This window comes from Cohnella herbarum (assembly GCF_012849095.1).
Classification (GTDB): domain Bacteria; phylum Bacillota; class Bacilli; order Paenibacillales; family Paenibacillaceae; genus Cohnella; species Cohnella herbarum.
On sequence record NZ_CP051680.1, the window covers coordinates 679,522 to 691,599 of the forward strand.

The window sequence follows — 12,078 nt, forward strand, 5'->3', positions numbered from 1 at the left end:
TCAGTTCATAATGGCGTCATATTATCATTTTTACATATTGTTAAGTTGCAATAAATCCATTAGGTACGGAGTTGATCAGATTGCTTAAGCTATTTAGGTACCTCAGACCTTACCGTTGGGCGGTTGCCGCGGTTATGGCGCTTATTCTCATGCAGTCTCTTAGCGAGCTGTACTTGCCGACATTGATGGCGGATATCATTAATGACGGCGTCGTGAAGGGAGATACTCCGTATATTTGGAAAATAGGCGGGTTCATGTTAGCCGTTACGGCCATAGGCACGCTGGTGTCGATCGCGGCGAGTTACCTCTCATCACGAGTCGCTTCCGGTTTCGGAAGGGACGTGCGCAGCAAAACGTTCAGGCACGTCGAGAACTTCTCCTTGCAGGAGTTCGACAAGATCGGGACGGCCTCCCTGATCACTCGCACGACCAACGATATTACGCAGGTGCAGACGGTTCTTATGATGATGATGCGCATGATGGTCGCTGCTCCGATGATGTGCATAGGCGGTTTGATCATGGCAATCTCAAAGGATGCTCATTTGTCGCTTGTTTTCGTCGGAGCTATTCCGATTCTTGCCTTGACGATATTTCTCATCGCGAGCAAAGGAATTCCGTATTTCAAAGTGATGCAGAAGAAGATCGACAAGTTGAATTTAGTGCTTCGCGAAGGTTTGACGGGAATCCGCGTCATACGTTCGTTCAATCGCTTCGAGCATGAAACGAAACGCTTCAAGGAAGCGAACGGAGATCTCACGCAAACCGCGATCAAAGTCAATCAAATCATGGCGTTCATGATGCCGATGATGATGCTGATCCTGAATTTCTCGTCAATCGCGATTATTTGGTTCGGCGGTATCCGAGTCAGCGAAGGAAATATGCAGGTGGGCGATTTGATGGCGTTCTTGCAATACGCGATGCAAATCATGTTCTCTCTTCTCATGGTATCGATGATGTTCGTTATGGTTCCGCGCGCATCTGCTTCTGCGGTCAGAATCAACGAAGTGCTGAATACAGAGCCAGTTATCTTGGAAAAAGGCAGAGGTCATAGCGGGAAATCCGGAGCTGGAGGAGAGCGTCGCTCGCAAGGTTTAGTGGAATTCGAGAACGTATCCTTCCGTTACCCGGGTGCCGAGTCGCCCGCGATCTCGGGAATATCCTTCCAAGCTAAACCGGGCGAAGTTACGGCGATCATCGGAGGAACCGGATCAGGGAAGTCCACGCTCATTAGCTTGATTCCGAGATTCTATGACATAGAAGAAGGAGCGATCCGCATAGACGGCGCGGACGTGCGCGACTTGTCGCTCGACGAGCTTCGTTCGGCGATCGGACTTGTTCCGCAGAAGGCGCTCCTGTTTACCGGCACGGTATCGGACAATATCCGCTACGGGAAAACCGACGCAACCGACGAGGAAGTCCGTCACGCCGCGGTTACCGCCCAAGCTGAAGATTTCATCGAAGGTATGGCGGAAGGTTATTCGGCGCAGATTTCGCAGGGCGGATCGAATTTGTCCGGCGGACAGAAACAGCGGTTATCGATCGCTCGGGCGCTCGTGAGGAAGCCTTCGATTTATTTGTTCGACGATAGCTTCTCCGCGCTCGATTTCAAGACCGATGCCAAGCTGAGGGCGGCGCTCAAAAGCGAAACTACCGAAGCGACCGTCATGATCGTTGCGCAGCGGGTGAGCACGGTGATGGACGCAAACCGGATCATCGTATTGGATGAGGGCCGGATCGTTGGAATCGGCAATCATCGGGAGCTAATGGAAAGCTGCAGCGTCTATCGCGAGATCGTATCGTCGCAGCTGTCCGAGGAGGAGATCGCATGAGTGAAAATCGCGGCAATCATAATATGCCAAGCAAAGGCCCTGCTCCGGGCGGCCCCGGCAGAGGACCGATGGGGCCAGGCATGGGCGGCGGTATGGGCGGCATGGGAATGCCTCCGCAGAAGGCGAAAAATTTCAAAGGAACTCTTCGCAGGCTGAGCGGATACTTGCGCCCTCAAAGGATGAAATTATTAGCGGTGCTGATTACAGCTATTCTTAGTACGGCGTTCGCGATCTATAGCCCTAAAGTGTTGGGAAACGCGACGACGAAGCTATTCGAAGGCATGATGGGCAAGCTGAACGGCGATCCGAACGCGCATTTCGATCTCCCGGGGATATGGCAGATCGTCGTCTTCTTGGCAGGGTTATACTTGGTCAGCTCTATTTTCAGCTATATCCAGCAATACCTTATGGCGGGCGTCGCGCAGAAGACGGTTTACGGTTTGCGTAACGAAGTCAACGATAAGCTCGGCAGGCTGCCGCTGAAATATTTCGATAGCAAGTCGCACGGTGAAATACTGAGCCGAGCCGTCAATGACGTCGATAACATCAGCAATACGCTGCAACAAAGCCTCACTCAGTTGATTACTTCGCTGATCACCATCATCGGCGTTATCGTCATGATGCTTACGATCAGTCCATGGTTAACCTTAATCTTACTGCTGACGTTACCTCTGTCGATGATCGTGATTAGAGGCGCGGCAAGCCGTTCTCAGAAACATTTCAAAACGCAGCAGATGGAATTGGGTCAGCTTAACGGACATGTCGAGGAGATGTATTCCGGACACAAGATCGTCAAAGCGTACGGGCAAGAAGACATTTCCGTCGCCAAGTTCGATCAGATCAACGAGCGGTTGTACGAATCGGGGTGGAGGGCGCAGTTCGTATCCGGGAACATTATGCCGCTTATGAGCATGGTCAGCAATATCGGCTACGTATTCATCAGCGTCGTCGGCGGGATCATGGTCGCCAAGGGTTCGATCTCGATCGGTAACATTCAAGCGTTCATTCAATACGCAAGGCAATTCTCGATGCCTCTCGTTCAGACGGCGAACATCGCGAACATCATCCAGTCGACGATCGCTTCGGCGGAGCGCGTGTTCGAACTGCTTGACGAAGAGGAAGAGATTCCGGAAGCAGCGGAAGGGAAAGACCTCAAGCTCGCTAATCCGCGCGGCGAAGTCGCGATGAAGGACGTCGCTTTCGGTTATCAATCCGATGCGATGCTGATCGAAAATATGGACATCGACGTGAAGAGCGGGCAAATGGTTGCGATCGTCGGACCGACCGGTGCGGGCAAAACGACGTTGGTTAACCTTCTGATGCGTTTCTATGAAGTTAACGAAGGCAGCATTACGATCGACGGAGCGGATATCACGCGGATGAAACGCGGACATCTGAGGAGTTTGTTCGGAATGGTGTTGCAGGACACGTGGCTATTCAACGGAACGATCCGCGACAATATCGCTTACGGACGCGAAGGGGTTAAAGAGGAAGAGATCATCGAGGCGGCGAAAGCCGCTCATGCGGATCATTTTATTCGTACTTTGCCTGAAGGTTATGATACAGTGTTAAATGAAGAAGCATCCAATTTGTCGCAAGGACAGAAACAATTGTTGACGATCGCCAGAGCAATCTTGGCGGATCCGGCCATTCTGATTCTCGACGAAGCGACAAGCAGCGTGGATACGCGTACGGAAGTGTACATTCAGAAAGCGATGCACGAGCTCATGCAAGGCAGAACGAGCTTCGTGATCGCGCATCGTCTGTCCACGATCCGGGATGCGGACTTGATCCTGGTCATGAATCAGGGCAGTATTATCGAGAAGGGCACGCACAACGAACTGCTCGCCCAAGGCGGATTTTACGCGGATCTGTACAACAGCCAGTTTACGGGCGGAAGCCTGAAACAACAGGTGGGGTAACTTAGGCGCGAGTACGAAGGGAAGATTAGGATGGTAAGCTTAGAAGAAATCATTCGCGGAAGACGCAGCATCGGGAAAGTAAAGAACGAGCCGGTACCGAAGGAATTGATCGAGAAAATGATCGAGGCAGCGGTCTGGGCTCCGAATCATTTTGCGACCGAGCCTTGGAAATTTGTCGTCATGACCGGAGAAGGCAGGAGAGTACTGGGTCAAGCTTATGCCGACATTGCCGCGGACACGATGCAGGAATTAAGCGAGGAAGAACGCGCGCTGCGTCTCGAGAAGGAAGTGGCGAAAGCCTACCGCTCCCCGGTCGTGATCGCCGCAGTATGCGTGCCATCGGACGCTCCGAGAGTAGATGCCAGGGAAGAACTCGCCGCCGCGCACGCGGCCGTGCAAAACTTGTTGCTCATGGCGCATGCTAGTGGACTCGGTGCGGTTTGGCGCACCGGAGATCCTGCCTACCATCCGAAGATGAAGGCGGCATTCGGGCTTGCCGGACGAGAACAAATCGTCGGACTTATTTATGTCGGTTATCCCGACATGCAACCCTCCGCAGGTAAACGGGTTCCGGGAACGGAAAAAACCGCTTGGTTGGAAGGGTAAGTGGATAAGAGAGAACAAGTGGGCAAGAGGATACCGTAAAGAAAGAGCCAATCCCGGCGAGTCGTCGAAGGGGTTGGCTCTTTGTTGTTAGTGATAATGGGAATGTGTGTGGCGATGGAGTTACTTGAAGCGAGATGTGCGGAAAAACCGTCTATCTAGTGTGAGAATGAGCGATGAGTCAGCGAGTTGGGCGGAAAAACCGTCTATCTAGTGTGAGAATGAGCGATGAGTCAGCGAGATGGGCGGAAAAACCGTCTATCTAGTGTGAGAATGGGCGATGAGTCAGCGAGATGTGCGGAAAAACCGTCTATCTAGTGTGAGAATGTGCGATGAGTCAGCGAGATGTGCGAAAAAACCGTCTAACTAGTGTGAGAATGTGCGATGAGTCAGCGAGATGTGCGGAAAAACCGTCTATCTAGTGTGAGAATGAGCGATGAGTCAGCAAGATGGGCGGAAAAACCGTATAACTAGTGTGAGAATGGGCGATGAGTCAGCGAGATGGGCGGAAAAACCGTCTAACTAGTGTGAGAATGGGCGATGAGTAAGCGAGATGTGCGGAATAACCGTCTATCTAGCCGCTGTGCTTCAAACTTCCACGAATTACACGAATAAATCGAGTAACTCCCCGCCACGGCACCAAATTCGCAAGAATTACTCGATAAAATCGAACAATTCCTCGGCGGCGGAGCGATTCAGCTAGAATTACACGAAAAAATCGAGTAATTCCGCCGAAGAGGATCGATTCAACCAGAGTTACACGAAAAAATCGAGTAATTCCGCGCCGCGGCACCAAATTCGCAAGAATTACTCGATAAAATCGAACAATTCCTCGGCGGAGGAGCGATTCAGCTGGAATTACACGAAAAAATCGAGTAATTCCGCGCCGCGGCACCAAATTCGCAAGAATTACTCGATAAAATCAAGCAACTCCCCTACGCCTACGCATCTCCACACTCCAGCACATTCAATCCACCGCCGCTACCGATCGCCGGACGATCATATCCGCAGGTAAGACGATTTTTTTCCAGGGCAGTCCCGTTTCACCGCGTTGTTGAATACGGTCGACGAGCATCTGCATACCTAGATATCCGAACTGATAGGCTTGTTGAGCAATAACGGTCAGGAAAGGGTCAATCTCGGAATAGGGGCCGAGATCGTCGAAACATACGAGGGACATCCGGTCCGGTACGCTGAGTCCGCGTGCGTGCAAGGTACGGATGACCTCTACGGCGAGCACGTTGTTTCCCGCAACGATGGCCGTCGGCGGCGGATCCATGCGATCGAGCCAGCTCTCGATATCGGACAAATCGCTTCGCGGCTCGAAAGCGGTCTCCAGCACGTAGTTCTCGTCATAAGCGAGATCGTTCAGCTTTAACGCCTCGCGGTAGCCTTCCAAACGCAACCGGGCACTGGAAATGTGAGGAGATCCGTTGATGAGCGCGATCCGTTTATGCCCATGAGACGTTAAGTGATCGACTAGCTTACGTGCGCCTTCCTTGCTGTCGCCTAACACGACGTCGCTGTCCATGCCGGGTACCTCGCGGTCCAGCAGCACGAACGGCACCTGATGCTTGCGGAGCGTCTCCAAGTGCGGTAAGGAAGGATCGCCAGCCGGCGCGACCAAGACGCCATCGGCTCTCGTCGCTAAGATCGTGTCCACGTAATCCTTCTCTTTCTCGACGTTCTCGTCCGAGTTGCCGAATAACAGGCGGTAACCGGATTTTTTGGCCGCATCCTCGGCGCCTCTTGCCAACGTGGTGTAAAAAGGGTTGGTGATGTCCGTAATGAGCAAAAATAAAACGTTGCTCTGTTGGAGCACCAAGCTGCGAGCCATATGATTGGGGACGTAGTTCAGCTCTTCCATGACCTTGCGAACTTTCGCCCTCGTTTTTTCGCTAATCTTGCCAGTGTTATTGATAACTCTGGAAACCGTCATCGCAGAGACGCCGGCTTTGGCCGCAATGTCGTAGATTGTAACCATAGGGTAAGCTCCTTGTCGTCTATATGCTATTTTTATATTACTGAATTAAACAATTGACAGCAAGCGTTTACCCTGATAATTTAAGGTTATCGGTAACATTATTTTTTACCTTTGGAGGTTTTTAATCATGGCTGAGCAAAATTTCAGATGGAACGGCGGATTTCCGAAAATCGGGATTCGACCTACGATCGACGGCAGACGCAAAGGCGTTCGCGAGTCTCTAGAAGATCAAACGATGAATATGGCTATCGGCGTTGCGAAATTATTTTCCGAAAATCTGCGTTATCCCGACGGATCGCCCGTCGAATGCGTCATTGCCGACACGACGATCGGCGGCGTAGCGGAATCCGCGGCAGCGGCAACCAAATTCGCTAGAGAAAACGTTGGCGTATCGATAACGGTTACTCCTTGCTGGTGTTACGGAACCGAAACGATGGACATGGATCCATCCGTACCTAAGGCGGTATGGGGCTTTAACGGCACGGAGCGTCCGGGTGCGGTTTACTTGGCGGCGGTATTGTCCGCTTACGCGCAAAAAGGTCTGCCTGCGTTCGGCATCTACGGGAACGATGTACAAGATGCAGGGTCGACGGAAGTACCGGAAGACGTGAAAGGTAAATTGCTCGGATTCGCGAGAGCCGGACTCGCGGTCGCTCTCATGAAAGGAAAATCCTATCTGTCGATGGGCTCCGTGTCCATGGGAATCGCGGGTTCGATCGTGAACGATAGCTTCTTCCAAGAATACTTGGGTCTTCGCACCGAATATATCGACATGAGCGAATTCGTTCGTCGCATGGAAGAAAAAATCTACGATCCAATCGAGTATGAGAAAGCGTTCGCATGGGTTAAGGAAAATTGCATCGAAGGCCCGGACAACAATCCGCCGCAGCTGCAAACTTCGCGCGAGCAGAAGGATAAAGATTGGGAAACGGTCGTGAAGATGACCATCATCGCGCGCGATCTCATGATCGGCAACCCGCGCTTGGCCGAGCTGGACTTCGGCGAAGAAGCGCAAGGGCATAACGCGATCGTGTCCGGATTCCAAGGCCAACGCCAATGGACGGACCATTTCCCTAACGGTGACTTCATGGAGACGATCCTGAACTCCTCGTTCGACTGGAACGGAATCCGCGCTCCTTATATGGTCGCGACCGAGAACGACAGCTTGAACGGCGCGGTTATGTTGTTCGGCAACTTGTTGACCAACACGGCGCAAATTTTCGCTGACGTGCGGACGTATTGGAGCCCTGACTCGGTAGAACGCGTAACCGGCCACAAGCTGGAAGGCGCCGCCGCGAACGGTATCCTGCATTTGATCAACTCCGGATCCGCGACGATGGACGGAACGGGCGAACAAACGAAAGACGGCAAGCCTGCGATGAAGCCGTTCTGGGAAATCTCTTCGGAAGAAGCGCAGAGATGTCTGGACGCGACGTCTTGGCGCCCGGCGTCCGTAGAATATTTCCGTGGGGGCGGTTACTCCTCCGACTTCCTGACACGGGGCGGTATGCCGATGACGATGTCACGCTTGAACTTAGTCAAAGGAATCGGTCCCGTGCTGCAAATCGCAGAAGGCTACTCCGTGGATCTTCCCGCGGACGTACACGATACGCTTGATAAGCGCACGGATTCGACGTGGCCGACGACTTGGTTCGCGCCGATCATCACGGGCAAGGGCTCTTTCAAAAGCGTATATGACGTAATGGACAATTGGGGAGCTAACCACGGTTCGATCAGCTACGGCCATATCGGCGCGGACCTGATCACGCTCGCATCGATGCTGCGCATTCCGGTAAGCATGCACAACGTAGCGGAAGAGAAAGTCTTCCGTCCGCGCGTCTGGGGCTTGTTCGGAACGGACAACGCGGAGAGCGCGGATTATCGCGCTTGCGACAACTTCGGACCGCTTTACAAATAATAATTCGACGACGCTGTCGCCTGTTTCTTACAAGAGGCAGGCGGCGGTTGTCTGTCTACAGAATGGAGTAATATTATGAGCAGCCAAGATATTCGTCTTGAATTGTGCAAGTATGCGCAAAAAACCGTATCCAACAAGCTTGTCGTAGGACCGGGAGGCAATCTGAGCGCGCGATTCGAAGGGAAAATGTATCTTTCTCCGAGCGGCTTCGCGTTAGATGAAATTCAACCCGAGCAATGGGTGGAAGTCGATATCGAGACCGGTCACATTACCGACATCGGTCTTCGTCCTTCCTCCGAAGTTCTTATGCACTTATACGCGTATCGCCAAAATCCGAATATCGGAGCAATGGTGCATACTCACCCGCCTTATTGCATCGCTTTTACGTTAGTGGAGAAAGATTTGCCGATTATGTTCCCGGACCAAGCCGCGCTTGTAGGCAAAACGGTATACGTAGATTACGTACTGCCGACAACCGATAAGCTAGCCGATGCCGTCGTGGAGAAAATCGAGCATTCCTCGATTTTGCTTGGCAATCACGGTCTCGTTACGACGGGACGTAACTTGCGCGAAGCCTACTATCGCACCGAAGTCGTCGAAGAGAGCGCCAAGATTTTCCTAATCGCCAAAGCGATCAAGGAACCGAAAGTGCTAACGAAGGAAGAATTCGAAGAAATCGCTTCCCTCGAGAGTGAAGCTTACCGGATCGAGCTGCTGCAAAAAATGAAATAGAAGCTCCCGCTTCGAAAAAGGGAGGGATTGGCGATGACCACGGGAACGACGGTACTGGCGTTCGACATGGGAGCCAGCAGCGGACGGGCGCTTATCGGTCGGTTAGCGAACGATTCCGAAGGCAAGCGCAAGCTGGAAGTCTCGGAAATTCACCGTTTTCCGAACCATGCGATCCAAGTGGGGAAGCATTTGCACTGGGATACGTTGCGCCTGTTGCATGAGATGAAGAAGGGGATTCGTCTGGCATTCCAGAACGGATACGAGCCTTCCACGTTCGGCGTCGATACGTGGGGAGTCGATTTCGGTTTGTTGGATGCGAACGGCGAGTTATTAGGCAATCCTTATCATTATCGGGACTCTCATACGGACGGTCTTATCGAGGAAGTAAACGGTTTGATCGGGCAGGAAGCCTTGTTTCGCCAGAGCGGTCTGCAGTTCATGCCATTTAATACGTTATACCAACTATACGCGATGAAGAAGGCGGCTTCTCCGAAGCTGGACGTCGCACAAACCTTGTTGCTGACCCCGGATTTATTGACATATTTGTTGACCGGAGTGAAATCGTGCGAGTTCACGATGGCCACGACGACACAGCTCTACGATCCGGGTACGCAATCCTGGAACGTCGAGCTCATGGAGAAGCTGGGCATTCCGTCCCGGTTGTTCCTTAACCCTGTCCATCCGGGGACGATCGTAGGCCCGCTTGCGCCTGAAGTCATGGCAGAACTGGGCGTTCCCGCCATGCAAGCGGTAGCGGTCGGAACGCACGACACGGAATCTGCGATCGCCGCGGTTCCCGCGGGAGACGAGCCGTTCGCGTTCCTCGTATGCGGTACTTGGTCGCTGCTCGGAACGGAGATGTCGCAACCTCTGTTGACGACAGAAACGATGGAGCTTGAATTCTCCAACGAAGGCGGCGTCGGCGGAACGTATCAATTGCTGAAGAACATTATGGGTTTGTGGATTTTGCAGGAATGCAAACGCGAATGGGACGAGAAGGGCAACGAGCTTAGCTTCCCGGAATTGGTCCGCTTAGCCGAGCAGGCAGCGCCTTTCCGCAGCCTGATCCACCCGGATGATCCGCGGTTTTTCGCTCCTGGCGGCATGGTGGACAAAATTCGTTCCTTCTGCGAAGAAACGAATCAGCCGATTCCCGAATCCGAAGGGGAGATCATCCGTTGCATCTTGGAAAGCTTAGCGCTTCGATATCGCCAAGCGCTCGAGCAAGCGGAGATGCTGACGGATAAGCGGTACGGGGGCCTTCATATGGTCGGCGGAGGCATTCAGAACGAATTGTTATGCCGATTTACCGCCAATGCGTTAGGTAAGCCGGTATGGGCGGGACCGATCGAAGCGAGCGCGATCGGCAACATGCTGATGCAACTCGTTGCCCTCGGCGAATGCAAGGATTTGCAGGAGGCGCGCCGACTCGTCGCGGATTCGTTCCCGATCAGCGTTTACGAACCAAGCACGGACGCGAACTGGTCCGCCGCATACGAGAAATTCGTCGGTTTCGGCCGAGTATAATGAGGAGGAACGACAGATGCTAATCGGAATATCGAGTTTAATCTCGCCGGAACTGCTGAAAGTGCTCATGGAGATGGGGCATAGCGATGAGATCGTCATTGCGGACGGCAATTTTCCGGGAGCGAGCCATGCGCAAAGATTAATCCGCGCGGATGGTCACGGCATTCCGGAACTGCTCGACGCCATTCTTCGGCTTTTCCCGTTGGATCCTTACGTAGACAAACCCGTAGCCTTAATGCAAGTCATGCCGGGGGATACTGTGGAAACGCCGATATGGAATACTTACGGAGAAATAATCGAATCGCGTACCGGCAATAAGGCTCCTTTCGAGGAAGTGGAACGTTTCGCGTTCTACGAACGGGCCAAGAAAGCTTACGCCGTAATCGCGACCGGTGAAAGCGCGCTGTACGCGAACTTGATTTTGAAAAAAGGCGTTATCACGGAGTAATAAGTCGTAAGTAATAAGAGCGCAGTTGTACCCGATAAGGGGCTGTTCCAAAAGGAATCTTTCCTTTCGGGACAGCCCCTTATTCAAATAGATTGGATTTATGAGCAAGTTCCACTAGGCGGTTAAGTGACCGAGAAGCTCACCATGTTAGTCGTATATGGCTGAGAACGGCTCAGCGTATCGGGAATATTTAGCTAATTTTATGCGATAACCCTATTTTTCTTGTGTTGTGCTTTGTATTGAGATTGCTCGGCTTCGGCGGATTGCACCTTCGTATGGAGCTGCTCGGAAATTCGATAATCGTATTTACCTTGACGGATGGCATTGCGCAGTTGACCGATCGTATCGCAGTCTTGTTCGAATCGGTTATACAAGCTTCCGAACTGCAAAGGCTGGTGGGTATCGCTGCCCGCAACGACGGGGATTCCCATACTTTCAGCGAAACGGACTACTTTATTTTCCATCTCCAATCCGTAGTGGTGCAAGTCTCTTCCATTCAGATCGAACGCATCCATGCGTCGTAGCAGTTCCGGATTCACGTGCCCAAGCGGATTCAACTCTCGAAAAGGGTGCGCCCCGATCTTCAGACAGAACATCTCGTCGCTCAGATCGAGCAGGCGAGACAACTCGATATAATCGTTCTCCTCCGTATGACCGTCTAGCTGTGAACGTACTTTAATCACGTTCTCCCTCGTTCCGATGACGAGAATGTGACCCTTCTCCCGTACGTCAACCTCCATCCCTGAAAATACTTTAACCCCTTCGACTAAGTAATGATCCCCTTCATACCTGAAGCATTTATCTAACGTATCGTAAATGTCGTAAAACCGTCGCGTATTGAAATGCTCTGTCAGGGCTACGGCATCCAACTTGGATTTACCCGCTTCTTGAATCATGTTGCAAAAATAATCATAAGAAAAATCGATGTTTTTGGACCACTTGGCGTGCGTATGCAAATCGATATTCACTTTATTACCGCTCCTTTGTCAAAATGCTGATCCGTGATAAATCCATTATAGTGAAAAATAATTTTCATGTAAATTTATATGAAAATATTTAATGCATAAAACATATTGTGTTAACGATCTGATAACAAATCAACCCTATCCTGATAG

The 12,078-nt window shown here is 51.9% G+C and carries 9 protein-coding genes; 7 read left to right on the forward strand and 2 right to left on the reverse strand.

The window, feature by feature from the left end; genetic code table 11:
• The first annotated feature begins 80 nt into the window (after nucleotides 1–80).
• The 3 genes from HH215_RS02690 to HH215_RS02700 are packed head-to-tail and all read left to right on the forward strand — an operon-like array spanning nucleotide 81 to nucleotide 4,357.
• Nucleotides 81–1,829 carry an ABC transporter ATP-binding protein gene (locus HH215_RS02690; protein ID WP_169278495.1) on the forward strand — a complete coding sequence of 583 codons (1,749 nt, stop codon included), beginning with the start codon at nucleotides 81–83 and terminating at the stop codon, nucleotides 1,827–1,829.
• The gene (locus tag HH215_RS02695; RefSeq protein WP_375140483.1) at nucleotides 1,826–3,751 is read left to right on the forward strand and encodes an ABC transporter ATP-binding protein; all 1,926 of its coding nucleotides are present in this window, start codon (nucleotides 1,826–1,828) and stop codon (nucleotides 3,749–3,751) included. The genes HH215_RS02690 and HH215_RS02695 overlap by 4 nt, the downstream gene beginning before the upstream one ends.
• A 30-nt stretch (nucleotides 3,752–3,781) precedes the next feature.
• On the forward strand, nucleotides 3,782–4,357 hold the full coding sequence (locus tag HH215_RS02700) for a nitroreductase family protein (protein WP_169278496.1): 576 nt from the start codon (nucleotides 3,782–3,784) through the stop codon (nucleotides 4,355–4,357).
• 964 nt (nucleotides 4,358–5,321) lie between these two features.
• Here the strand turns inward: HH215_RS02700 and HH215_RS02705 are convergent.
• Nucleotides 5,322–6,338 carry a LacI family DNA-binding transcriptional regulator gene (locus HH215_RS02705; protein ID WP_169278497.1) on the reverse strand — a complete coding sequence of 339 codons (1,017 nt, stop codon included), beginning with the start codon at nucleotides 6,336–6,338 and terminating at the stop codon, nucleotides 5,322–5,324.
• Between the two features lie 127 nt (nucleotides 6,339–6,465).
• Here HH215_RS02705 and HH215_RS02710 point away from each other — a divergent pair, with 127 nt between their 5' ends.
• The 4 genes from HH215_RS02710 to HH215_RS02725 all read left to right on the forward strand — a co-directional run bounded on the left by HH215_RS02710 (nucleotide 6,466) and on the right by HH215_RS02725 (nucleotide 10,963).
• Nucleotides 6,466–8,256: an L-fucose isomerase gene (locus HH215_RS02710; protein ID WP_174887598.1), complete on the forward strand. Its 1,791-nt coding sequence runs from the start codon at nucleotides 6,466–6,468 to the stop codon at nucleotides 8,254–8,256.
• Between the two features lie 75 nt (nucleotides 8,257–8,331).
• The gene (locus HH215_RS02715; protein ID WP_169278498.1) at nucleotides 8,332–8,988 is read left to right on the forward strand and encodes a class II aldolase/adducin family protein; all 657 of its coding nucleotides are present in this window, start codon (nucleotides 8,332–8,334) and stop codon (nucleotides 8,986–8,988) included.
• Between the two features lie 33 nt (nucleotides 8,989–9,021).
• Nucleotides 9,022–10,515, forward strand: a complete 1,494-nt coding sequence (locus HH215_RS02720) for a rhamnulokinase (RefSeq protein WP_169278499.1) — start codon at nucleotides 9,022–9,024, stop codon at nucleotides 10,513–10,515.
• 16 nt (nucleotides 10,516–10,531) lie between these two features.
• On the forward strand, nucleotides 10,532–10,963 hold the full coding sequence (locus HH215_RS02725) for an RbsD/FucU family protein (RefSeq protein ID WP_169278500.1): 432 nt from the start codon (nucleotides 10,532–10,534) through the stop codon (nucleotides 10,961–10,963).
• Nucleotides 10,964–11,163: 200 nt separating this feature from the next.
• On the opposite strand, the gene HH215_RS02730 is transcribed toward HH215_RS02725, so the two are convergent.
• Entirely contained in the window at nucleotides 11,164–11,931 is a 768-nt protein-coding gene (locus HH215_RS02730) for a PHP-associated domain-containing protein (RefSeq protein ID WP_169278501.1), read from the reverse strand.
• Between the last annotated feature and the right edge of the window lie 147 nt (nucleotides 11,932–12,078).

Coding starts and splice junctions, on each gene's coding strand:
- HH215_RS02725 (WP_169278500.1), top strand. CDS start 10,532: ATGCTAATCGGAATATCGAGTTTAATCTCGCCGGAACTGCTGAAAGTG.
- HH215_RS02700 (WP_169278496.1), top strand. CDS start 3,782: ATGGTAAGCTTAGAAGAAATCATTCGCGGAAGACGCAGCATCGGGAAA.
- HH215_RS02715 (WP_169278498.1), top strand. CDS start 8,332: ATGAGCAGCCAAGATATTCGTCTTGAATTGTGCAAGTATGCGCAAAAA.
- HH215_RS02695 (WP_375140483.1), top strand. CDS start 1,826: ATGAGTGAAAATCGCGGCAATCATAATATGCCAAGCAAAGGCCCTGCT.
- HH215_RS02705 (WP_169278497.1), bottom strand. CDS start 6,338: ATGGTTACAATCTACGACATTGCGGCCAAAGCCGGCGTCTCTGCGATG.
- HH215_RS02710 (WP_174887598.1), top strand. CDS start 6,466: ATGGCTGAGCAAAATTTCAGATGGAACGGCGGATTTCCGAAAATCGGG.
- HH215_RS02720 (WP_169278499.1), top strand. CDS start 9,022: ATGACCACGGGAACGACGGTACTGGCGTTCGACATGGGAGCCAGCAGC.